A 21,671-nucleotide genomic window follows, 5' to 3' on the forward strand; every position below is an offset into this window, starting at 1 on the left:
AGCGCGGCTAACTTAGCGGCGCGCCTGCATCATGGCGATAAAGCGATCAAATAGCGGCGCTACATCGCGCGGGCCAGGGCTGGCTTCCGGGTGGCCCTGAAAGCTAAACGCCGGGCGGTCGGTACGCTCAATGCCCTGCAGGGTGCCATCGAACAGCGAGCGGTGCGTGGCACGTACGTTGCTGGGCAGGGAGGCTTCATCGGCGGCAAAGCCATGGTTCTGGCTGGTGATCATCACCGTGCCGGTATCTAGGTCTTGTACCGGATGGTTAGCACCATGGTGGCCGTGGCCCATCTTGACGGTTTTGGCACCGGAGGCCAGCGCCAGCAGCTGGTGGCCCAAGCAAATGCCGAACACCGGCGTGTCGGTTTCCAACACTTCCTGGATCGCTTTGATGGCGTAGTCACAGGGCTCGGGGTCGCCGGGGCCGTTAGCCAGGAACACGCCATCCGGGTTCATCGCCAGCACCTCTGCCGCAGGGGTTTGCGCAGGCACCACGGTCAAGCGGCAGCCGCGCGCCGCCAGCATACGCAGGATATTGAATTTAACACCGTAATCAAACGCGACCACATGGTAAGGACGCTCGCCCTGGCTCGCATCCGCATAGCCTTCGCCCAAGGCCCACTCGCCTTCCGACCACTCGTAAGCCTCTTTGCAGGAGACTTCCTTGGCTAAATCCATGCCCTTCAGGCCTGGGAACGCCTTCGCCGCCGCCAGCGCCCGCTCGACGGCATCCTCACCTTCTGCATCGGCACCCGCCAGAATCGCACCGTTCTGGGCACCTTTATCGCGCAAAATACGCGTCAGGCGGCGGGTATCGATATCCGCAATACCCAGCACGTTGTGGCTTTTCAGGTAATCAGAGAGGGTTTGCTCAGAACGGAAGCTACTGGCCAGCAAAGGGAGGTCGCGAATTACCAAGCCAGCTGCCGCAATCGAGGCGGACTCTACATCTTCAGAGTTAATGCCAGTGTTGCCGATGTGCGGGTAAGTCAGGGTGACGATTTGGCGGGTGTAAGAGGGGTCGGTGAGGATTTCCTGGTAGCCGGTCATGGCTGTATTGAACACCACCTCACCGCTTGTGACTCCATCCGCGCCAATGGCAGTTCCATGAAACACACTGCCATCTTCCAGGGCCAATATCGCGGGTTTGCTCAATGCGGGGTTATTCAAGACAAGTTCTCCCATGCTGGTGGGAGCCTGTGGGCGCAGGCTCGGCGATCCGGTTGTCGGCGTTTGCGTGCAAACGTCGGGTCGTAAAAAAGCGGGACGAAGCCGATAATAAAAAATCGGTTTCATCCCGCTTGTTGTTCTCTTTCCTTGGCCTTCATAACGGTGTTAGCCATGGCGCAGCATTTAGCTGACTACTTTTCCCACTTAACGGCCAGTGCAACAAGCGCGGTGCTCTCTCTACAGCTCTTCACTGTAGATATTTTGCTGCTCTTTGCAGCCACTGGGCCAAAATTTTTGGAATGTTACAGCATTTAGCGCATCAGGGCCAGCGCTTTATGCCGACCTTGGTCTAACACAAGCCCACGGCTCAGCTCAGCGCCAGCACGTCCTGCATGTCATAACGGCCATGCGGCTGAGCGGCCACCCAGCGTGCCGCCCGCACGGCCCCTTTGGCGAAGGTCATACGGCTGGAAGCTTTATGAGTGATTTCGATGCGCTCGCCTTCGGTGGCGAACATCACCGTGTGCTCACCGACGATATCGCCCGCCCGCACGGTAGCGAAGCCGATCTCTTTATCGGTACGCGGGCCGCACTGCCCAACCCGCTCAAACACGCCGTGCTCTTTCAAGGTACGGCCCAAACTTTCGGCCACCACTTCACCCATTTTAATGGCCGTGCCGGAAGGCGCATCGACTTTATAGCGGTGGTGGGACTCAATCACCTCAATATCGTAGCCTTCATCACCCAGCGCCTTGGCCGCCGTTTCCAGTAGTTTGAGCGTCAGGTTCACGCCCACGCTCATGTTGGGAGCAAACACCATGGCCACCTTATCGCGGTAGCTATCTAGCTCGGCCAGCTCTTCATCGTTCATACCGGTGGTGCCGATCACGATGCACTTACCGTGCTCAGCGCAGAATGCCAGATTCGCCAAGGTGACTTGGGGCGCAGTGAAGTCGATCAGCACGTCGAAGTCATCCACAATGGCGTCGAGCGAATCCACGGCGGCCACACCACGCTTACCCACACCTGCCAGCTCGCCGATATCTACGCCCGCCAGGGAGCTGCCCGGCTCCACAATACCGCCTGCAAGCGAGGCATCAGCCTGTTGCTCAACAGCGTTAACTAACGTGCGGCCCATGCGGCCAGCTACGCCTACAATGGCAATTCGGGTCATGGAAACTCCTACGCGTGCGCTATTTGGCATTAACTAGAAACAAAAAAGGTGGCCGCAATTATAGCAGACCACCCTTAGCGATGCGGCGCTAACGGCAGCGCCCTTCATGCACTTTCAATTCTCCCAGACAATCTCCAGCGACTCGTCTTTCGCCATACGCATTAGATGGCTCTCGACTACGCCCTCTAGCTGGTCCAAGTGCTCTTCTTCCAGGGTTTCGATGGAGACCAGTAGCCGATCAGGTTCGGCGTGCATCAGGCAAGTACCGCTGGCAAACACGATCTTGGCGTCCTGCTCACTGTGCTCCACCTCAAGCTTATGCGCCCAATGTTTACACAGGCGGTTGATCAACCGCGCGCCGGATGGGGTGGCAATTTCTGCTCGGGATAAAGGCATAGAGATCTCTCCATATAGGTGGCGGGTGAGCACCCACTAGCCTAATCCCCACCGCGATAAGAACCAAGCGTTGCATGAGAATTCGTTGCAACGGTGCAGCCACCTAGCTACACGCAACAAAAAACCAGCACCCAATGGATGCTGGTTTTTAGCGTTGCTACACAAACTGTATGAAATAGATAAAGACCTTACGGCTTCATCTCTTCAAAGAACTTCTTCACGCTGTCGAAGAAGCCAGTCTTTTTCGGCGAGTGGCTATGACTATTGCTGTCATCAAAGCTCTTTTGCAGCTGGCGAAGCAGGTCTTTCTGCTCGTCGTTGAGGTTGACGGGCGTTTCCAACACTACTTTGCACAGCAGGTCGCCGGGGGCACCGCCGCGTACCGGCTTCACGCCTTTGCCGCGCAGGCGGAAGAGTTTGCCGGTTTGGGTTTCCGGCGGGATCTTCAGCTTCACGCGACCATCTAGCGTGGGCACTTCCAGCTCGCCACCTAACGCTGCATCAACAAAGTTGATCGGCACGTCGCACTGCAGGTGCTTACCGTCACGCTTGAAGATGTGGTGCGGCTTAATGGACACCTGAACGTACAGATCGCCCGCCGGGCCACCGTTCACGCCGCTCTCGCCTTCGCCGTTGAGACGAATACGGTCTCCCGTATCCACACCCGGCGGAATCTTCACCGAGAGGGTGCGGGTTTCGCGCACGCGCCCTTCGCCGTTACATTTGTGGCACGGCACTTTGATGTGCTGGCCACTGCCGTGACAGGTCGGGCAGGTTTGCTGAACCGCAAAGAAGCCCTGCTGCATGCGTACTTGGCCGTGACCATGACAGGTCGGGCAGGTCTCTTTGGTGGAGCCCGGCTCGGCGCCGCCACCGTCACAGCGGTCACACTCAATATGACGCGGGACGCGAATATCCACCGTGGTGCCCGCCACTGCGCTCTCTAGATCCAGCTCTAGGTTGTAGCGCAGGTCGGAACCCCGTGCAGGTGCGTTGGGCCCACGACGACGGCCACCGCCGCCACCGAAGATATCGCCAAACACATCGCCGAAGATATCGCTGAAATCGCCAGCGCCGCCGCCACCGAAGCCGCCGCCCTGGCCATCCACACCGGCATGGCCGAACTGGTCGTAGGCCGCGCGCTTCTCACCATCGCTCAGAACTTCGTAAGCTTCCGACACTTCGCGGAATTTTTCCGCTGCGGAGGTATCGTCCGGGTTTCGATCAGGGTGGAATTTTTGCGCCAGACGGCGATAGGCCTTTTTGATCTCTTTCTGATCGGCCCCTTTTTCGACACCCAGGACTTCGTAATAATCGCGTTTGGACATGGGTCCTACGCCTCCTGGTTAGCTACACACTATAGGCGTCTCGGCCGCGGAAACAGCAACGCGGGAGTTGCCTCCCGCGTCACCACTTTCCTTGGCAGAAAGAGGTGGGTTACTGCTTCTTCTTGTCGTCGTTGACTTCTTCGTACTCGGCGTCAACCACGTCATCGTCCTGCTTGGTGTTGGCTTCTTCAGCACCTTCACCACCCGCCTGGGCCGCTTCTGCCTGTTCGGCGTACATCTTTTGCGCCAGCTGGCCGGAGACTTCGGTCAGCGCATCCAGTTTCTTCTGGATGTCGTCCTGGTCATCGGTTTTCACCGCTTCTTCCAGTTCGGCGATGGCGTTTTCGATGGCCTGTTTCTCGTCATCGGTGGCCTTATCGCCCGCTTCTTGAACGGTCTTACGGGTGGCGTGAATCATGCCGTCCGCTTGGTTACGCAGCTGCACCAGCGCTTCAAACTTTTTGTCTTCGTCCGCGTGGGCTTCGGCATCACGTACCATTTGCTCGATCTCTTCATCGGAGAGGCCGCTAGACGCCTTGATGACGATGGACTGCTCTTTACCGGTCGCCTTGTCTTTGGCAGACACGTTCAGAATACCGTTGGCATCGAGGTCGAACGCCACTTCGATCTGCGGCACACCGCGCGGTGCCGGCGGAATGTCGGCGAGGTCGAAGCGACCCAGCGACTTGTTCTGCGACACTTGCTTACGCTCACCCTGAACGACGTGAATGGTCACGGCGGTCTGGTTGTCATCCGCGGTCGAGAAGGTTTGCGTCTTCTTGGTCGGGATGGTGGTGTTCTTGTCGATCAGCGGCGTCATCACGCCACCCAGGGTTTCGATACCCAGGGTCAGCGGGGTAACGTCAAGCAGCAGAACGTCTTTTACGTCGCCACCCAATACACCGCCCTGAATCGCAGCGCCCACGGCAACCGCTTCATCCGGGTTCACGTCTTTACGGGCTTCTTTACCGAAGAAGTCTGCCGCTTTCTTCTGAACCAACGGCATGCGGGTCTGACCGCCGACCAGGATCACTTCGTCGATTTCAGACGCGGACAGGCCTGCATCTTTCAGCGCCATCTTGCACGGCTCGAGCGAACGCTGAACCAGATCTTCGACCAGCGACTCCAGCTTGGCACGGGTCACCTTCACGTTGAGGTGTTTCGGGCCAGTGTTGTCGGCGGTGATGTACGGCAGGTTCACGTCGGTCTGCTGCGCGCTGGAAAGCTCGATTTTGGCTTTCTCGGCGGCTTCTTTCAGACGCTGCATAGCTAGGTTGTCGCCAGACAGATCGATACCGCTGTCCGACTTGAACTGATCGACCAGATAGTTGATCAACGCGAGGTCGAAATCTTCACCACCCAGGAAGGTGTCACCGTTGGTTGCCAATACTTCGAACTGCGTTTCGCCATCCACGTCGGCGACTTCGATGATGGAAATATCGAAGGTACCACCACCCAAGTCGTAGACTGCGATGGTTTTGTCGCCACGGGCTTTGTCCATGCCGTAGGCCAGAGCAGCTGCGGTCGGCTCGTTGATGATACGCTTGACGTCTAGACCGGCAATGCGGCCCGCATCTTTAGTAGCCTGACGCTGGCTGTCGTTGAAGTAGGCCGGTACGGTGATGACCGCTTCGGTGACCGCTTCGCCGAGATAGTCTTCGGCGGTCTTCTTCATTTTCTTCAGCACTTCCGCGCTCACCTGCGGCGGTGCCATTTTTTTGCCTTTTACTTCTACCCACGCATCACCGTTGTCGGCTTCGGCGATTTTGTAGGGCACCATCTTGATGTCTTTTTGAACGACGTCGTCTTTGAAGCGACGGCCGATCAGACGCTTGATGGCGTAAAGAGTGTTTTCCGGGTTAGTCACGGCCTGGCGCTTGGCGGCCTGGCCTACCAGGATTTCACCGTCGTCGGTGTAGGCAATGATAGAAGGCGTGGTACGACCGCCTTCGGCGTTTTCAATGACTTTAGCGCTATCACCATCGAGCACGGCCACACAAGAGTTAGTGGTGCCCAGGTCGATTCCAATAATGCGTCCCATAGCAAAAACCTCGAATTCAGTTGTTACAAAACTAAAAAATTTGTTCTTTAAACAAGTTGCGGGCTTATCCCGCGGGGTTGACCTTTATTTGGGGGCCGCTTGCCGCATTTCAAGGGCTTTTTTTGCGGCAATGCGTCAACGCGGCTTAATTCGCTTTTTGGCTGACCACGACCATGGCAGGACGCACGAGGCGGCCGTTCAACAGATAGCCTTTCTGCATCACCTCCATCACGGTGTTGGGGTCGAGCTCTGGGTTCGGCACCATCGCCATGGCTTCATGCACCTGTGGATCGAAGGGCTCGCCCTGAGGCTCGATGCTTTCGACGCCAAACTTACTCAGCACGTCGAGCTGCATCTTGAGGGTCATGGAGACACCTTCGCGATGCGCCTCGGACGCATCGTCCTGCATGCTTTCCAGCGCTTTCTCCAAGCTATCCACCACGGGCAGCAGCTCTTTGACAAACTTCTCTAGGGCAAACTTGCGCGCCTTTTCGGCTTCTTGCTCCGCCCGGCGGCGAACATTCTGAGCTTCGGCAGCAGCCCGCAGCGCTTGGTCTTTGGCTTCCGCCAGGCTCTGCTCGAGTTCTTCTACCTGAGCGGCCAGCACGTCGGCTTCGGGGCTACCAGCGCTATCTTTCAGCGGTGCATCGTCATCGATCAGCCCTTCCAGTTCGCCTTCCACCAACCGCTCTTCGGCAGACTGGTCGGTGACCTCTGCTTCCTGCTCTTGGCGTGCCAGCTCATCTTCCAACGGGGTTTGCGGTTCTTTTGCCATGCCTTGCTCCTGAAATAAGTAACGGTGCCGGTGGCGGCCACCTGAGGTAAGTAGCGGGTGTTAACCACGTATGCAGCCTATATGGGGGCCATCAAAGCCATCTCAAGAGGGGCATTGAAGTGAGTTATCGACTACTGTATAAAACAACAATTATTGGATAAGTATCCAGCTTCTGTGCCGCACCGCCTCAGGAGGCCTTATGCTTACGCAGCTAGCGATCCAAGACTATGCGATCGTTGATCGTCTCGAACTCGACCTCACCCGTGGCATGACCGCCATTACGGGGGAAACCGGGGCGGGTAAATCCATTCTGCTGGGTGCTCTGGGGCTCTGCCTGGGCGAGCGCGCCGATGCGGGTAGCGTGCGCCACGGCTGCGAGCGAACCGACCTCTCCGCCCGTTTCGATATCCAGCACCTGCCCGCCGCTACCGAATGGCTGGTGGCCCGCGAACTGCCCGCCGACGAGTGCCTGCTGCGCCGAGTGGTGACCGCCAACGGGCGCTCCAAAGCATGGATTAACGGCCATCCAGTGACTATCGCGGATTTAAAATCCCTGGGTGAGCAGCTGATTCAAATTCATGGCCAGCATGCCCACCAAGCCTTAATGCGCGAAGAAACGCATTTGGCGCTACTGGATGACTACGCCGGTTTACGCGAACGCAGCCACCAGCTTGCTGAAACATTCCGTGAGTGGCGCAACGTTCGCCGTCGGCTGAAAAAGCTCAGCGAAGAGGGCAGCGAAGTAGAAGCCAAACGCCAGCTGCTGCGCTATCAGGTTGAAGAACTCGATCAGCTAGGCTTGGCAGAAGGAGAGCTGCAAACCCTCGAAGAGGAGCAGCACACGCTGGCCCACGCCGAAGAAACACTGCGCGAAACCCAGTTTGCCGCCGACTGCTGTGAAAGCGATGAAGGCGGTGCGCTGTCGCTACTCAACCAGGCCTACTCCCACCTCAGCGCCCTACCCGGCAGCGATAAAGGCACGCTTGCCAATACGCTCACCATGCTCAGCGACGCCCGCATTCAGGTAGAAGAGGCCGCCAGCGAGCTGCACCGCTTAGCCAGCACCACTGAATTAGATCCTGAGCGCTTGGCATGGGTGGAAGAGCGCATGGGCGATGTACACCGCATTGCCCGCAAGCACCACGTCGCCCCAGAGGAGATTTGCGCGCTGCACGCCCAGCTCAAACAGGAAGTGGCACAGTTGGAAGCCAGCGACGATGATTTAGAAGCTCTCAGCAGTCAAGTGGCCGAGTACCGCGAGCGTTACCGCAGCGAAGCCAAACAGCTCACCGAAGCACGCCAAAAGGCTGCTGTTCGCTTGGGCAAAGAGGTGCAGCAGCAGTTGGCCTTCCTGGCCATGGGCAAAGCACGTTTCGACGTGGACGTCACCCCACGCGAAACGCCTTCCCCCGAGGGCTTGGACCATGTGCAATTCCTGATCAGCGCCAACCCGGGCCAACCCGCCCGGCCGCTCACCAAAGTCGCTTCCGGTGGCGAGCTGTCGCGCATTAGCTTGGCCATTCAAGTAGTGGCAGCTTCGCATTCGACGATTCCAAGCCTAGTGTTTGATGAGGTCGACGTGGGTATCTCAGGGGCAACGGCGGAAATCGTCGGCCAACTGCTACGTAAACTAGGCGAAAACGGCCAGGTAATGACCGTAACCCACCTGCCTCAAGTGGCTGCCCAGGCGCACCAGCATCTGCACATCGAAAAGCGCGCCAAGCGAGACACCACGCTCACCCACATGGCGCTGCTGGACGAACGCGGCCGGATTAGCGAGCTGGCGAGGATGCTGGGCGGCGTGACACTTTCCGACCAGACCCTGGCCCATGCACGTGAGATGCTTCACGCCAGCCAGCGCCCTCCTCACTAAGTTCAACCAAACTCAACCAAGCCCACGCCAAGCCTTTGCCCTTCGCCGGGCGAAGGCAGCGCTTCGGCCATCACGCGACCTACAAAAACGCCCCTGAGGCGCCAGATGAACTACTCTGGCACCCCAAGGGCGTTTTCATGTGGCAGCGGACTACTTGCGGTTCGTGGGGCCACTGTCCTGGCGCGTAACGTCCGACCCACGGGGGCGTACGTACAGCACCAGAGCATGGTCCACTAGCTCGTAGCCGTGCTCTTCGGCGATCTCTTGCTGGCGACGCTCGATGATGTCATCGACAAATTCGATGATCTCACCGCTTTCCAGACACACCATATGGTCGTGGTGGTCTTCTTGGGTCATCTCGAATACTGCATGGCCACCGTCAAAATTGTGACGAATCACAAGGCCCGCAGACTCGAATTGAGTCAATACGCGGTAGACGGTTGCCAAGCCAACATCCTCGCCCGCATCAATCAGTGTTTTATACACTTCTTCTGCGCTAAGGTGGTGTTGGCCCGAAGCATTTTCGAGAATCTGCAGGATCTTGACGCGCGGCAGGGTCACTTTCAGCCCGGCTTTGCGTAGTTCATGGTTCTGATCGGCCATGGTTGCTCTTCGCAGTAACAGGTTAGGTCGGGTATCATCGACCGAAACCACGATAGTGAAGAACAGGCTCAAATGCAAAAATTGACTCGTATCATTACCCTTTCCGTCGCCCTGACCGTTGTCAGTGGCTGTAGCTATGTCGGCGTTTATAAGCGTGACATCCCCCAGGGCAACCTGATCACCCAGGAGATGGTCAGCCAGCTCCAGCCGGGCATGACTCAAGAGCAGGTAGCCTACGTAATGGGCCGCCCACTGCTGGAAGCGCCCTTCGACGCCCGCGAATGGGACTACGTTTACCGCATCGATAAAGCCTATGAAGGTGTTGAGCAGCGCCGCGTCACGCTCACGTTTGATGATGCGAGCCGACTGGTCAACATTGAGCAGGAGGGAGACCTATCCCGCGACCTGCCGGTGAGCACAGACCGCGGTATGGGGCCAGCCGTTGAAGGTGCCGACCCGCTAGATGCACTGCCCAGCCAGCGAACGCCCACGCCGGAAACCACCCCCGAGCCGCAGCCGATCATCACTGGCGAGTAAGCGCTAGGCTACTGCTCTTTGGCCTGACGCTTGGCCCGCTCTAGGCGGGCCGCCTTCGGGTCGATCTGCAGCGGGCGATACACCTCCACACGATCGCCCTCGCGCAGCGGCTCCTTATCGGGGTGGCGCAACGCCTTGCCGAAGATGCCCAGCGGCGCCTGCTCGAAGGTCTTGGCGGGCAGCTCCTGAAACAGGCTGGGCAGGTCGGCCATGGCAACGGCTGCTCTGGCAGTGGTGCCGCGGGGTACCTTCAGCGCGACGATTCGCTGCTTGTGAGGCAGCGCGAAGGCCACCTCGACGGCAATGTCATCAACGGCCATACAGTTCGTTGGCGCGCTTGGTGAAGGCATCGACCAATTGCCCGGCAATCTGCTGGAACAGTTTGCCAAACGCCATGCTCAGCAACCGATTGGCGAATACGAACTCCATTTCCAGGCTGACCTTGCAAGCATCATCCCCCATGGGGATGAACAGCCAGCGGCCTTTGAGCTGCTTGAAGGGCCCTTTGACCAGCGAAAGCTCGATCCGCTCTGGTGCGTGCAGGTCGTTGCGCGTAGTGATGGTTTGCTCGACCCCCGCACGACCCAGAGTCATTTCTCCGACCAGGTGCTGGTCGTCCTTTTCCAGCAGACGCGCGCGGCGGCATCCCGGCAGGAACTCGGGGTAACGTTCGAAGTCATTGACCAAATCGAACATTTGTTGGGGGGTGTGCCGCACCAAGGCGGTACGATTAACGGTTGGCATTGACCTCTCCGCTGACTTCACAGTGCCCAAAGCGTATCATGGGAAACATTTTTTCAGACCTTGAATGGTATCACGCCTCCCCACATAACGAAGGGGGATGCTACTGACAGATCAACGATGAGGTTCCATGGCCACTAAGAAAGGTAACAGTAAGGGCCCCGGCAGCAGTGTCATTGCCCAGAACAAGAAGGCACGGTTTGAGTACCATATCGACGAAACCTTCGAAGCGGGTTTAGCGCTGGCTGGCTGGGAAGTGAAAAGCCTTCGTGCTGGTAAAGCGCAGCTCACCGACACCTACATTTTAATTCGCAACGGCGAAGCGTTCCTGCTGGGCAGCCATATTATGCCGCTGAACACGGCCAGCACCCATGAAATTGCTGACCCCACGCGAACTCGTAAGCTGCTGCTTCACCGTAAAGAGATCGCCAAAATCTTTTCGGTCACCCAGGACAAGGGCCACACTTGTGTACCGCTCAAGCTCTACTGGAAGCGCAACAAGGTGAAGTGCGAGCTGGCGCTGGTGACCGGTAAGAAAATCCATGATAAGCGGGCCACTGAGAAGGACCGCGACTGGAATCGCCAAAAAGGTCGAATTATGCGGGAACATAACAAGGCATAACTGGTCAATTAGCGATGAGCACGTTAGAATGCGGCTCTGACTAAGGGGGCGACATGGTTTCGACGCCGGTGACAAACCCTGCGGTGCATGCCGAGAGCGTGATGTATCTCGTAAATACCACATCACGAAAAATAGTCGCAAACGACGAAAACTACGCTCAAGGCGCGCTGGCAGCTTAAACCCTGCTAGCTTCTTGTCTGGCCCCAAGGTGATGTGCCTATTCATCACTGCGGGGATATGAGCTAAAGCTGATAGGACCGCGGTTGGCGGTGTCTTCTCGTCAACCGTTAAACTTTAGAAGGCTCGCGTGGCTGAATCCTGACCGTCGGAGTCAGTCGCGCTAAAGCAAATGACGGAATCTAAGCATGTAGAGCCAATGGGCGCGTGCTGGCGGACGCGGGTTCAATTCCCGCCGCCTCCACCACCCACCTAAATTCAGATGCTCCCATATAGGTCTGAATGACGCTGAAAAGCCCGCCCCGTGCGGGTTTTTTTGTGCCTGTATGCTTTCGCATCACTCTATACAGCATTGCGCACCGTGTATGCCTGTGTGCATGCCGCCCCCCCCTCCTGTGTGTTGATCCCCCCTACCGGCCTTCGTCTTGATTTCTCACGAGTGCTGAGACGGCTGGAAGTGGCTTTCATTGTGCCGATAAGCCGTGTCTAGCACATTGACTGGTAATGGTAGGGTTACTTATAGCCGACTATCGTCTAACTAATTCAGCCTAAATTCATTACATTATCTGGCGAAATTTACTATTAGCGAAACGGATAATTTCCAAAAAAAAGACGCAATAACTTATTTATCACAGGCTTTCATTCGGTTTTATTCCGTATTGCAGCGCAATATCGCTTGCTAAACTAGCGTCGCTTATTCCCCCTTCTTTTAACCATTATAAGGATAAACACACTATGATGACGTTACATCATGACCCAGGCCAGCTTCGAGTGACTCGTTGCTGGCCTTTTTTGTTAGCGGCCTTATTATTTTTTATTAGCCCAGCCGCTTTCGCGGTCACAGGTGAGATTGATTTAACCACCTCTGCGGTAGGGTTCTTCGCGGTGGCAATCTTTGTCCTGGCCTATTCCTTGGTCATGGCCGAAGAGAAAATCCACATGCGCAAATCCAAGCCTGTGTTGGTGGCCGCCGGTATTATTTGGGGACTCATTGGCTGGGTATATGTCCAGAACGGCATGTCGGATACGTCCGAGTACGCGTTTCGCGTGACGCTTCTGGAGTTTACCGAGCTAATGTTGTTCCTGCTGGTCGCCATGACGTATATCAACGCCATGGAGGAGCGCCGAGTATTTGATGCGCTGCGCTCTTGGATGCTGCGCAAAGGCTTTAACTATCGTACGCTTTTTTGGCTAACGGGCGGCCTTGCCTTTATTCTTTCTCCGATTGCCGACAACTTAACCACTGCGCTGCTAATGTGTGCCGTCATCACTAAAGTAGCCGAAGGCGACAAACGCTTTATTAACCTTGCTTGTATCAATATTGTGGTCGCAGCAAACGCAGGCGGTGCTTTTAGTCCGTTTGGCGATATTACAACGCTGATGGTATGGCAGGCCGGTCTGATTGAATTCCAGGAGTTCTTTATCCTGTTTATTCCGTCGCTGGTTAACTTTCTGATCCCAGCGATGGTAATGAGCCTGTTTATTAAAGATCAAAAGCCCAGCAGCGTATATGAGGATGTACAGCTCAAGCGCGGAGCGCGACGCATTATTGCGCTCTTCTTGCTGACCATTGGCACAGCGGTGCTGTGTCATACACTGCTTAACCTTCCGCCCGTGCTGGGCATGATGACCGGCCTAGGCTACTTACAGTTTTTTGGTTACTACCTACGCCAGAGCCTACCCCGTTCACTGGAACGCAAGCGGGAACGCTATAGCCGCCTGGGTGACAACAAAAAGCTGGAACAGCTAGGGGGCGTCGTGCCGTTTGATGTCTTCAACCGCGTTGCTCGGGCAGAGTGGGACACACTGCTGTTTTTCTACGGGGTAGTGATGTGCGTCGGTGGCCTTGGCTTTATGGGTTACCTGGGGCTGCTTTCAGAAGCACTCTACACCGGCTGGAACGCTACGTGGGCGAATATTGCGCTAGGGGTAGTGTCTGCAGTGGTTGATAACATCCCGGTCATGTTCGCCGTACTTACCATGGAACCTGAAATGTCTCATGGGCACTGGCTGCTAATCACGTTGACGGCGGGCGTAGGTGGTAGCCTGCTATCGATTGGCTCAGCCGCTGGCGTGGCCGTGATGGGTCAAGCGCGCGGTTCTTATACCTTTATGGGGCACTTGCGCTGGTCGCCCGTGATTTTGCTGGGGTATATCGCCAGTATCCTGGTTCATATGTGGCTCAATGCCGAAAGCTTCGCGCTGTTTGGCTAGCCTTAGTAGGTAAACACGCTAGCCCGCCCAGCGCTCGTGCACTGGGCGGGCTTTTTAATACGCTTCGAAAAGATATTCAATGGGCGTGGGTCGCCCAAATAGATAGCCCTGATAGCGGTAGCAACCGTGGCCTTTCAACCAGTCGAGCTGCGTTAATTGATAAACACTCACGTTCTATGCTGCTGTCGAAAGCGGGCAAAAAGATCCATGGGCGACCACTTTCCTTGTAACCACGGCGCTAGTAAACGTGTTGAAAGCGGGATAAACACAAACACCATAACGGGAGTCAGCATCATGGTACTCATCAGCACCCGCGGAATGAGCGGCCACTCGGCTAACACACTGCCAAACGCCCACTGAAACAGTAGTGAAATGGGAAAAAACGCCAGCCAGACGGCTACGGCTTGCTTCCAGCGCGGTGGGGTAGCTCCAGGGCTTACCTTAAACCACGCATCCAAGCCTGTTGCCCGGTGCTCATGGGGCGCATCGTAAAGGCCTTTACCCCGCTCAAGCCAAGCATGGCGAGAGGCCGAATGCTCCCAAGCAGAAAGGGTTTCCTGGCTGTCAAAGCGAAAAATGATCTGATACTCATCATCTTCTTTAGGGGGCGCCAATACACCGGACCCCAAGTAGCCAGGAAAGTCAGCAGCGAGTTCACGACCTTCATTTAGCCAACGGTTAAAGTCTTGGTAGCGACTATTCGCGACGCGACGAGCCACCATCAATGTGACAGGTGAGGCAGACATGGGTAATCTCCTAATGTGTAAGCAGCTGCTGCCGGGTAGGCGAGCTGCAAGCATTCAGGCGGGTAGTCCTGAAGCATGTGCCACATTATACAGGCAATATTAATGCCATGTATGTATCACCGGCGCGGGATTGGATGACGCTGCTCGCCACGCTGAAACGCTCGAACATGCTGATAAATATCAATGGCACTTTGAATGGCATCGGCCTCTAACGCATCTGGCTCAATCACCGGGCCATCCACACCGCCATTTTTTCGCATTATTTCATCAACATCGGCGCGATAGCGATCCAGCAAATGCTTAATATTCATGCGGATTCGGTGTAGCTCTAAATTAAATGCTTGGCGCTGTTCGGTGCGCTTAAAGACATCAAGAGGGTTTTCTGCAGACTCAATCAAGCTATCTAAGGTGTTGCACACTAAACGCTCGGCGGTGTTTAAATTAGGTATGACGGAGTAAACAAGCTCATTCAGCGTCATTTTTGCATTATATTGGGGCATAAGCAGGCTCAGCGGCGATTAAGTGGAACAATATCGTGAAAACGACCTTGCTCGGTAAACGTTAACCGAAAAACACCATGAACCCCCTCCTCCCCCACCACGCGTCTAAGCGCTTGAGCAGGGAAAACAACCCAGCGACCATCTACACTTCGTGTACGCACATTGTCGTACTGCCCTTCATAGTGGGCAAGGCATTCGTTGACACTTAGATGAATAATGACGTCTATTGAGAGCATAACGTTGCGCAATTCGGCTGGCTCGCAGATACTCCATACTAACTGAAATGGCCTAAACATCGGTAATCGCTTATGGATATTTCTGCTTTAAATGCGTTTTCCGGCTCCACTGCGACTTGGTCGGCTTCCAACCTGCCTACTCCGCGGGTAGAGCGGAACGAGACTGGCAGTCAACGCTCTAAGGCCGACGGCCCGCTTTCCAACGCTGAGCCAAGCAAAGAGACAGACGAGCGTACAGAGAGTAGCGAAAAGACGGCGGGCCCTACTCGCCCTGATGGCACTCCGTTAGCCCCGGAAGAGATTCAGCAACTTGAGCAGTTAAAGCAGACAGATCGAGAAGTGCGCCAGCATGAAATGGCTCATCAAACAGCAGGCGGGCCCTACACAGGCGGTGCCTCTTACGATTATGAGGTCGGCCCAGACGGCAAACGCTATGCAGTAGCCGGTGAGGTGCCGATTGATTACGGTCCGGTTCCTGGCGATCCACAAGCTACAGTCGAAAAGATGCAGACAGTGATTGCAGCCGCCATGGCACCAGCTGATCCATCGCCAAAGGATCTGCAAGTTGCCGCTCAAGCACGGCAGTACTTACTCGAAGCAAAGCTAGAGGCCGCACAAAAACAGAGCGAGATGAACCAAGCGCGTGGCGAGCATGATAGTGAGCCTGCCAATGACGAGCCGCCCGAGCAGGCGGCTTAAACGCTAAATCATTTGAGCAACTATAGCGTGGCTAACGCTCGCCACTCATGACGCTGGGTCCAATGTGTTAGCCACTCTGATACGGCTTCTGGTGGCATTGGCCGAGCAATACCATACCCTTGGGCTAACTCACATCCCAGCGCCATTAGCGCCTTGGCATGCTCAAGCGTCTCTACGCCTTCGGCCAGCATTGGGCGTTTAAATCGATTCGCCATATAAATAACGCTTTCGACAATGGCCATATCATCCTGGTCGCTCAGCATATCGCGCACAAAGCTTTGATCAATTTTAATTAGATTGACAGGCAGTTGGCGTAAATGAGTTAACGACGAAAACCCAGTACCAAAATCATCAATGGCAAAACTGACTCCTAGCGCTTGGCAACTAGCCATATTTTTTAGCGCAGCTTTCACATCATGCATTGCCGCACTTTCCAATACTTCCAGCTTTAACAGTGAAGGCGACACCGTGGGGTAGCGGGCAAGCAGCTCTGCTAAGCGTTGGCTAAAGTTGCTCGCCAAAAGGTGCGTAGGGCTGATATTGACGTTAATCGGCATTTCAATACCGTCATTTTGCCACTGAGTCAGCTGTTGTAGCGCATGCTCTAACACCCACTCGCCTAGATCCACTTCCAGCGGGGTGGCATCTATAGTTGACAAAAACTGCCCAGGAGATAACAGCCCACGTTCGGGATGTTGCCAGCGAATTAATGCCTCAACACCCACAACCTGGCCGCTGCGCATATCTACCTGCGGCTGATAGAAAAGTCGTAGTTCGCCATGCTTTAGTGCATCCATAAAGCGCTGACGCTGCTCATGGCGTACCTGAAGCAGAAGGTCATGGGTAGGATCAAAAAGGTGGTAGGTATCCCGGCCGCGCTGCTTGGCGCGATACATAGCTTGGTTGGCATGGCGCAAAAGCACATCGCCTTGAGCATGATCGCTTGGGTAAGAAGTAACGCCTAAACTGGCAGTCAGGTAAATTGCTTGGCCTTCAACGATTAGCGGTTGGCGAATGGAGGCCAACAGCTTTTCAAAAAACGAGTCCTCGACACCATGGTGAAGCAGCAGTACAAACTCATCACCGCCGATACGAGCAAGTACATCATCACCAAACAGTAGATGGCTGATGCGTTGTGCAAATGCCGATAACAAAGCATCACCTACCGGAGGGCCAAGACGGGCATTAATGGCGTGAAAGTGATCAATATCCAGAGAACAAATCGCCAGCGGCAGTTGTCGACTTTCTGCGTGCTGGATGGACTCTTGAATGAGCTGGGTCAGCAGCTGCAGGTTTGGCAGCCCTGTTAACGCATCAAAATAGACTTCACGGTTCAAGTGACGGGCGTGGGAAGGAATGGCAGAAAGATCTGCCAGCACAATCACATGATGATCAATTCGACCCTGCTCATCCCGTACCCGGTTAATTGACATCATACCGGGGTAAAACTGCCCGTCGTGGCTACGATAACTAATCTGACTTTTACTGCGGTCACGCAGTTGAAGCTCCTCGCGTAACAGACGCGTGGTGCGACTATCATCAAGTGGCAAAATGCTAAACGCTTCCGGCGACCGGCCTCGAACTTCACTTAGCGACAACCCCGTTAATTCGCAGAAGGCTGGATTAGCATCCACCACAAGATTATCAGCATCGGTAATGATGATGGCCTCATTAGCGTAACGAAATGCCGATTCAGCAGGCGCTAAAAGCGTACTAGAATCGGTCACTGACATTGTGGCGGCGCTAAACGGCCAAGATACTGCTTGGGCAGCGGGGTGAGGCAAAGACTGCTCCTTCGAGTCGTTCAAGGGCGGGCGCATACGTCTCTGCTCTCCTCGTATAAGCTGGTTAAATTTAATGACTTTCGGTTATATTAACACCGTCTTGCTACAGATGTTTTAGATTAAATAGCGTTAAATCAACGTGCTACTTTAGCCTCAGCAGACATAAGCCAACGCCCCTCTCTCTCACAAAAAGGGAACACCGGGTTCCCTTTTTCGCGTTTTACTTAGCGCCATTAACTGTAGGCAAGCTGCTGACTATGGCGTGGCGATATTTCTGCAACGCGGAAACGGCTAACCAGCGTGGTCATTTCTTCAGCCTGGTCATCTAGCGAGCGGCTTGCCGTGGCGACTTGCTCAACCAAAGAAGCATTCTGCTGGGTAACATCTTCAAGCTGTGCCATCGCATGGCTAATCTGCTCAACTCCCGCTGACTGTTCATGGCTAGCTGTCGCAATCTCATCTACCAGTGTCGCCACCTGCTGCACACGCGCAGCAATTTTTTCCAGTGTGTCACTTGTCGTGGCAACTAACGCTTCACCTTCGTTAATACGCGCTACGTTATTGTTGACCAAGTGGCGGATCTGGCTAGCCTCTTCGGCACTGCGGCTTGCCAACTTGCGTACCTCATCAGCGACTACTGCAAACCCTCGCCCATGCTCGCCCGCACGCGCCGCCTCTACCGATGCGTTCAGTGCCAATAGGTTAGTTTGAAAGGCAATATTATCGATGGCCGTTACGATGGTTGTCACTTGCTCATTCGCCTGATGAATGTGCTGCATTGCCTGCCGGGCCTGCATTGCCACCTCAGTAGCTTCTTGTGCCTGGTTAGCAACATCACCGGTCATGCGCTGCGCCTGATGCGCATTATCTGCATTCTGACGCACGGTGGCGGTCATCTGCTCCATACTGGAAGCTGTCTGCACGAGTGACGCTGACTGCTCCTCAGTGCGCTGAGCAAGATCTTGGTTACCCTGAGCAATTTCATTGCTGGCAAGCGCTACCGACTGTGCATTGCGCTTCATTTCAGCAATCAACTGTTCTGTTTGCGCTGACGCATCGTTTACCGCTTGATAAAGCCTAGAAAGCTCATCACTACCGGGCACCGGCAGGCGCTGCGTCAAGTCATCGCCGCGCTCGGCAATGCTTACCAACGCTCGCTGAAGCGGTCTCGTCATGGTGCGAACAATGAGTATTGCCATGCCAATGGCAATTACAGCAGCCACTACAGCAATCGCTAAGTACCACCATAGATCTCGCTGTGCTTGGCGCTTAAGCTCATCAGCGGTGCTCACGATAGATGCAGACACGCTATCTTCAAGCGCCTTTAAGCGGCCAATTTTTACTGTTTGCCAATCGAACCACTCTTCTGGGTTTACCCCGAAGCCTGCCGTTTGCTGAATCGCTAGTGCGCGCCGCTCCAGCACGCGCTCAACCTCCGGGCCACTCAAAGCTGTCTCCAGTGCCTCACGGTTAGCAGCACCAGATAAGACACGAAAAGTTTCTAGAAATGCACGTTCCTCACCTATTAATGACAAGAGACGCTGCAGGGTCGCTTCAGGCATCGCATCGGCAGCAAATACATTTGAAAGAAGCGCACGCTCAATACCTGCCAAATTTTTTGCCTCTAACAAATTATAATAGGCTGCCAGTTGACGGGTAATCGCGCCCTCTCCCGTTAGGTGGGCAAGCTCGCCAACGAGTACCATCAGCAAGCTATTAAGCCCTGTATAGTGGCCTAGCGCTTCCGGTGTTGCCACACTAAGCAGGTCTACCTGGTCACGCAGCGACTGGTTTTGCTGCCATTGTTGCTCAACCGCAGCCAACTGCGAGCTGATCGTGGAGGTCAGCAGCGTTGCATCAAGTTGATCACGCTGTTGGAAAAAAGCTTCCACCGCAGCATCCATGTTAGGACGCTGCTGGCTCAAACGATCACCAAATGCTTCCCCTTGGCTACCTAAAAACGTGTTGCTCTTATCATGGCCTAAGCGCCGTTGACCCGCTACTGCATCACTCGCCGTTAACGGCCTATCCACTCGATAAACGTGCTTTCGCCTAGTGCATGGCGCTCGTGGCGCAGGCGGCTCATCGCCGCATAGGGCAAATCCATCACTAAGCCATTGCTAAGCGGCTGCTCCAGCACTTGGCGCAGCAGCGCGTTGCATACGAACAAGTATGCATGCATCACCTAAGCGAGTTATGAAGTGTTAACGCCATAGTGATGTTTTGATATGACAGCGGCAGGACACTCTCGTGACGCCTTGATTACGGCTGCGTGACAACCTAGCGACAGCCACCTACACAGCAGCCGCGCCGCTCCACAAACAGGCTGTTACCCGCGGTTTTCTTGGCCTGGTGCTTGAGTTCCGAGAGCTGCGCGGCGATCTCCAGCGCCTTGCAAGGGGCGGGGTCGGTAATCGGTTTAACCGCAATGGAGACACTGACAAAGGGGAAGAACGTCACGCCTCCCTGACGGCTCTCTATCGAAATACCCCCTTGCTGGCGGTCTTTTTCTTCGTAAAATCCAGGCGCCATCACTTCAAAAGAGTGAAGGATTTGCTGGCAAACGTTTTTCCAATGGCCCAGCGGTAGCAGCATCATAAAGTCATCGCCGCCGATATGACCGATAAAGCCACCCGCACTCTCTACCTGGGCCTGTAGCAGCCTTGAGAGCGAAATAATCACGTGGTCGCCGCGGGCGTAGCCGTAGGCATCGTTAAACGCTTTGAAGTTATCTAAATCCACATAGCCAGCCGCAAATCCGCTGCCTTGGGCTAAATAGGAGGCTAGGGTTTCGTTAATCAGAATATTACCGGGCAGCCCAGTGAGCGGGTTCGCGTGGCGCGCTTGGCGCACTTGAATCGCGGTAATTTCCCGCAGCAGGTCGACGATATTGCCCATGCCGAGGTAATGACCGTCGCTATCGACGATCACGAAATCTTCCTGCTCGATATCGCGGCTGTCGGTGAGCTGCTGACTCAGCGCCTCCAGGGAGAGATCCGCATCCGCGACGATCATTTTAGGGTCAGCAATCTCCAGCACGCAGCGCTTGGCGTACAGCGCGTGACTGTACTGATTGGTGAACAGCGTGAGGAAGGCATTGCGGCGCACCACCGCCACGGGAACGCCCTCTTCGATCACCGCCACGCAGCGCAAGCGCGGGTCCCCGCGAAAGCGCTCGGCCAGTGCTGGCACCAAACAGCTCGCCGAGACGCTCTCAATGGGGCGTAAAATGGAGTGCGCGGTGCGACCCGCCGGACTTTTAAGCTGGGTCGTGGCAGGCAGGAGCGTATTGAGCTGCATGGGCGGCTGAAGGCTTGGCCGGGCAAAGTAAAACCCCTGCAGCAGTGCCAACCCGCGGTCTAGCTCCCATAGGCAGAGATGCTCGGCAGCCGTCTCGACCCCTTCCGCAATGAGCTGGCAATCCAGACTACGCGCCACATCCAAAATGGAGCGCAGAAACTCGCGCTTGGCAGGCTCTTGATCAATACCAGAGATAAAGTGGCGATCTAACTTGACGAAGTCGGGCCGCAGCTCTGACCAGTGGCGCAGGCTGGAGTGCCCGGCTCCTAAATCATCCAGCGCCACCTGAAAGCCCATATCGCGGTAGTGGTCCACCGCTTGACGCATCAGTTCGTAGTCGTGAATCGGCACGTGCTCGGTCAACTCAATGACCACGCGCTCAGGGGGCAGGCCGCTCTCTTGAATAAAGCTCAGCGTCAGCCCCTCGCGAAAGTCACGCTCCACGATGGTTAACGGCATCACGTTGAGAAACAACAACCCCGGCAGCTCAAGCTCGGCAAAGCGGCGAATGGCGAGCCGCCGACACAGCAAGTCCAGTTCAACCAGCAGGCCAGCCTGGGTCGCCACATCAAATAGCCGCAGAGGGGAGTGAAGCGGGGACGTTTTTGGCCCGCGGATCAGCGCTTCATAGCCATAAATGGCCTGCTGATTGGCGTCCACAATCGGTTGGAATAGCACGTGCAGCTCTTCTGCCGCAATAATTTGATTTAGCCACTGCGCTTCTTGTGCGGTCATATGCCTGCTGCCCTATC

At 55.5% G+C, this 21,671-nt stretch carries 20 protein-coding genes, 1 other RNA gene and 1 pseudogene; 6 read left to right on the plus strand and 16 right to left on the minus strand.

The window, feature by feature from the left end; translation table 11 throughout:
* Positions 1–12: 12 nt before the first annotated feature.
* From carA to grpE, 6 genes are all read right to left on the minus strand, one after another.
* Positions 13–1,158, minus strand: a complete 1,146-nt coding sequence (carA, locus tag AC13CN_RS05100; protein ID WP_201786194.1) for a glutamine-hydrolyzing carbamoyl-phosphate synthase small subunit — start codon at positions 1,156–1,158, stop codon at positions 13–15.
* Between the two features lie 382 nt (positions 1,159–1,540).
* A complete protein-coding gene (gene dapB, locus AC13CN_RS05105) occupies positions 1,541–2,347 on the minus strand; it encodes a 4-hydroxy-tetrahydrodipicolinate reductase (RefSeq protein WP_044629465.1) in 807 nt (268 codons plus the stop codon).
* A gap of 114 nt (positions 2,348–2,461) precedes the next feature.
* A complete protein-coding gene (locus tag AC13CN_RS05110; protein WP_044629464.1) occupies positions 2,462–2,743 on the minus strand; it encodes a DUF2218 domain-containing protein in 282 nt (93 codons plus the stop codon).
* A gap of 188 nt (positions 2,744–2,931) precedes the next feature.
* Positions 2,932–4,071: a molecular chaperone DnaJ gene (dnaJ, locus tag AC13CN_RS05115; RefSeq protein WP_044629463.1), complete on the minus strand. Its 1,140-nt coding sequence runs from the start codon at positions 4,069–4,071 to the stop codon at positions 2,932–2,934.
* Positions 4,072–4,180: 109 nt separating this feature from the next.
* Positions 4,181–6,112, minus strand: coding sequence for a molecular chaperone DnaK (gene dnaK / locus AC13CN_RS05120; RefSeq protein WP_062360542.1), 1,932 nt, complete (start codon positions 6,110–6,112; stop codon positions 4,181–4,183).
* A 145-nt stretch (positions 6,113–6,257) separates the two neighbouring features.
* Positions 6,258–6,887, minus strand: coding sequence for a nucleotide exchange factor GrpE (gene grpE / locus AC13CN_RS05125; protein WP_062360540.1), 630 nt, complete (start codon positions 6,885–6,887; stop codon positions 6,258–6,260).
* 199 nt (positions 6,888–7,086) lie between these two features.
* Between grpE and recN the strand changes: the two genes are divergently transcribed.
* A complete protein-coding gene (gene recN, locus AC13CN_RS05130) occupies positions 7,087–8,760 on the plus strand; it encodes a DNA repair protein RecN (protein WP_062360537.1) in 1,674 nt (557 codons plus the stop codon).
* 150 nt (positions 8,761–8,910) lie between these two features.
* Here recN and fur read toward each other — a convergent pair whose 3' ends face one another.
* Entirely contained in the window at positions 8,911–9,363 is a 453-nt protein-coding gene (gene fur, locus AC13CN_RS05135) for a ferric iron uptake transcriptional regulator (RefSeq protein WP_016915905.1), read from the minus strand.
* Positions 9,364–9,435: 72 nt separating this feature from the next.
* Between fur and AC13CN_RS05140 the strand changes: the two genes are divergently transcribed.
* Positions 9,436–9,900: an outer membrane protein assembly factor BamE gene (locus AC13CN_RS05140; protein ID WP_062360534.1), complete on the plus strand. Its 465-nt coding sequence runs from the start codon at positions 9,436–9,438 to the stop codon at positions 9,898–9,900.
* 8 nt (positions 9,901–9,908) lie between these two features.
* On the opposite strand, the gene AC13CN_RS05145 is transcribed toward AC13CN_RS05140, so the two are convergent.
* Both AC13CN_RS05145 and AC13CN_RS05150 read right to left on the minus strand, forming a co-directional pair.
* A complete protein-coding gene (locus AC13CN_RS05145; RefSeq protein WP_253556963.1) occupies positions 9,909–10,220 on the minus strand; it encodes an RnfH family protein in 312 nt (103 codons plus the stop codon).
* Positions 10,210–10,644 (minus strand): type II toxin-antitoxin system RatA family toxin, encoded by a 435-nt coding sequence (locus tag AC13CN_RS05150; protein ID WP_039181434.1) that lies wholly within the window; start codon positions 10,642–10,644, stop codon positions 10,210–10,212. The genes AC13CN_RS05145 and AC13CN_RS05150 overlap by 11 nt, the downstream gene beginning before the upstream one ends.
* 127 nt (positions 10,645–10,771) lie before the next feature.
* On the opposite strand from AC13CN_RS05150, the gene smpB reads away from it, so the two are divergent.
* The 3 genes from smpB to nhaD all read left to right on the plus strand — a co-directional run bounded on the left by smpB (position 10,772) and on the right by nhaD (position 13,654).
* Positions 10,772–11,263, plus strand: coding sequence for an SsrA-binding protein SmpB (gene smpB / locus AC13CN_RS05155; RefSeq protein ID WP_062360527.1), 492 nt, complete (start codon positions 10,772–10,774; stop codon positions 11,261–11,263).
* Positions 11,264–11,307: 44 nt separating this feature from the next.
* Positions 11,308–11,687: a transfer-messenger RNA gene (ssrA, locus tag AC13CN_RS05160) on the plus strand.
* 488 nt (positions 11,688–12,175) lie between these two features.
* Positions 12,176–13,654: a sodium:proton antiporter NhaD gene (gene nhaD, locus AC13CN_RS05165; protein ID WP_062360524.1), complete on the plus strand. Its 1,479-nt coding sequence runs from the start codon at positions 12,176–12,178 to the stop codon at positions 13,652–13,654.
* A gap of 167 nt (positions 13,655–13,821) precedes the next feature.
* On the opposite strand, the gene AC13CN_RS05170 is transcribed toward nhaD, so the two are convergent.
* From AC13CN_RS05170 to AC13CN_RS05180, 3 genes are all read right to left on the minus strand, one after another.
* Complete coding sequence (locus AC13CN_RS05170) at positions 13,822–14,400, minus strand: antibiotic biosynthesis monooxygenase (RefSeq protein ID WP_062360521.1); 579 nt, start codon at positions 14,398–14,400, stop codon at positions 13,822–13,824.
* Between the two features lie 116 nt (positions 14,401–14,516).
* A complete protein-coding gene (locus AC13CN_RS05175; RefSeq protein WP_044629454.1) occupies positions 14,517–14,900 on the minus strand; it encodes a hypothetical protein in 384 nt (127 codons plus the stop codon).
* Between the two features lie 8 nt (positions 14,901–14,908).
* Complete coding sequence (locus tag AC13CN_RS05180) at positions 14,909–15,196, minus strand: DUF2835 family protein (RefSeq protein ID WP_390623256.1); 288 nt, start codon at positions 15,194–15,196, stop codon at positions 14,909–14,911.
* Positions 15,197–15,208: 12 nt separating this feature from the next.
* Between AC13CN_RS05180 and AC13CN_RS05185 the strand changes: the two genes are divergently transcribed.
* Positions 15,209–15,835 (plus strand): putative metalloprotease CJM1_0395 family protein, encoded by a 627-nt coding sequence (locus AC13CN_RS05185; protein WP_062360516.1) that lies wholly within the window; start codon positions 15,209–15,211, stop codon positions 15,833–15,835.
* 20 nt (positions 15,836–15,855) lie between these two features.
* Here the strand turns inward: AC13CN_RS05185 and AC13CN_RS05190 are convergent, their stop codons facing one another.
* From AC13CN_RS05190 to AC13CN_RS05205, 4 genes and pseudogenes are all read right to left on the minus strand, one after another.
* Positions 15,856–17,568 (minus strand): putative bifunctional diguanylate cyclase/phosphodiesterase, encoded by a 1,713-nt coding sequence (locus tag AC13CN_RS05190; protein ID WP_244154906.1) that lies wholly within the window; start codon positions 17,566–17,568, stop codon positions 15,856–15,858.
* Between the two features lie 284 nt (positions 17,569–17,852).
* A complete protein-coding gene (locus AC13CN_RS05195) occupies positions 17,853–19,652 on the minus strand; it encodes a methyl-accepting chemotaxis protein (protein ID WP_253556955.1) in 1,800 nt (599 codons plus the stop codon).
* A pseudogene (locus AC13CN_RS05200) lies at positions 19,637–19,795 on the minus strand (histidine phosphatase family protein); the annotation flags it as partial. The gene AC13CN_RS05195 and the pseudogene AC13CN_RS05200, both read right to left, overlap by 16 nt.
* Positions 19,796–19,899: 104 nt before the next feature.
* A complete protein-coding gene (locus AC13CN_RS05205; RefSeq protein WP_253556954.1) occupies positions 19,900–21,654 on the minus strand; it encodes a bifunctional diguanylate cyclase/phosphodiesterase in 1,755 nt (584 codons plus the stop codon).
* Between the last annotated feature and the right edge of the window lie 17 nt (positions 21,655–21,671).

The organism is Vreelandella sp. L-25 (assembly GCF_056857535.1).

What these genes read in the sequence shown, in the direction of transcription:
- dapB (WP_044629465.1), bottom strand. Translation starts at nt 2,347, where the DNA reads ATGACCCGAATTGCCATTGTAGGCGTAGCTGGCCGCATGGGCCGCACG.
- AC13CN_RS05150 (WP_039181434.1), bottom strand. Translation starts at nt 10,644, where the DNA reads ATGCCAACCGTTAATCGTACCGCCTTGGTGCGGCACACCCCCCAACAA.
- fur (WP_016915905.1), bottom strand. Translation starts at nt 9,363, where the DNA reads ATGGCCGATCAGAACCATGAACTACGCAAAGCCGGGCTGAAAGTGACC.
- AC13CN_RS05170 (WP_062360521.1), bottom strand. Translation starts at nt 14,400, where the DNA reads ATGTCTGCCTCACCTGTCACATTGATGGTGGCTCGTCGCGTCGCGAAT.
- dnaK (WP_062360542.1), bottom strand. Translation starts at nt 6,112, where the DNA reads ATGGGACGCATTATTGGAATCGACCTGGGCACCACTAACTCTTGTGTG.
- AC13CN_RS05190 (WP_244154906.1), bottom strand. Translation starts at nt 17,568, where the DNA reads ATGTCAGTGACCGATTCTAGTACGCTTTTAGCGCCTGCTGAATCGGCA.
- grpE (WP_062360540.1), bottom strand. Translation starts at nt 6,887, where the DNA reads ATGGCAAAAGAACCGCAAACCCCGTTGGAAGATGAGCTGGCACGCCAA.
- smpB (WP_062360527.1), top strand. Translation starts at nt 10,772, where the DNA reads ATGGCCACTAAGAAAGGTAACAGTAAGGGCCCCGGCAGCAGTGTCATT.
- AC13CN_RS05180 (WP_390623256.1), bottom strand. Translation starts at nt 15,196, where the DNA reads ATGTTTAGGCCATTTCAGTTAGTATGGAGTATCTGCGAGCCAGCCGAA.
- AC13CN_RS05140 (WP_062360534.1), top strand. Translation starts at nt 9,436, where the DNA reads ATGCAAAAATTGACTCGTATCATTACCCTTTCCGTCGCCCTGACCGTT.
- dnaJ (WP_044629463.1), bottom strand. Translation starts at nt 4,071, where the DNA reads ATGTCCAAACGCGATTATTACGAAGTCCTGGGTGTCGAAAAAGGGGCC.
- AC13CN_RS05185 (WP_062360516.1), top strand. Translation starts at nt 15,209, where the DNA reads ATGGATATTTCTGCTTTAAATGCGTTTTCCGGCTCCACTGCGACTTGG.
- recN (WP_062360537.1), top strand. Translation starts at nt 7,087, where the DNA reads ATGCTTACGCAGCTAGCGATCCAAGACTATGCGATCGTTGATCGTCTC.
- AC13CN_RS05110 (WP_044629464.1), bottom strand. Translation starts at nt 2,743, where the DNA reads ATGCCTTTATCCCGAGCAGAAATTGCCACCCCATCCGGCGCGCGGTTG.
- AC13CN_RS05175 (WP_044629454.1), bottom strand. Translation starts at nt 14,900, where the DNA reads ATGCCCCAATATAATGCAAAAATGACGCTGAATGAGCTTGTTTACTCC.
- AC13CN_RS05145 (WP_253556963.1), bottom strand. Translation starts at nt 10,220, where the DNA reads ATGGCCGTTGATGACATTGCCGTCGAGGTGGCCTTCGCGCTGCCTCAC.
- nhaD (WP_062360524.1), top strand. Translation starts at nt 12,176, where the DNA reads ATGATGACGTTACATCATGACCCAGGCCAGCTTCGAGTGACTCGTTGC.
- AC13CN_RS05205 (WP_253556954.1), bottom strand. Translation starts at nt 21,654, where the DNA reads ATGACCGCACAAGAAGCGCAGTGGCTAAATCAAATTATTGCGGCAGAA.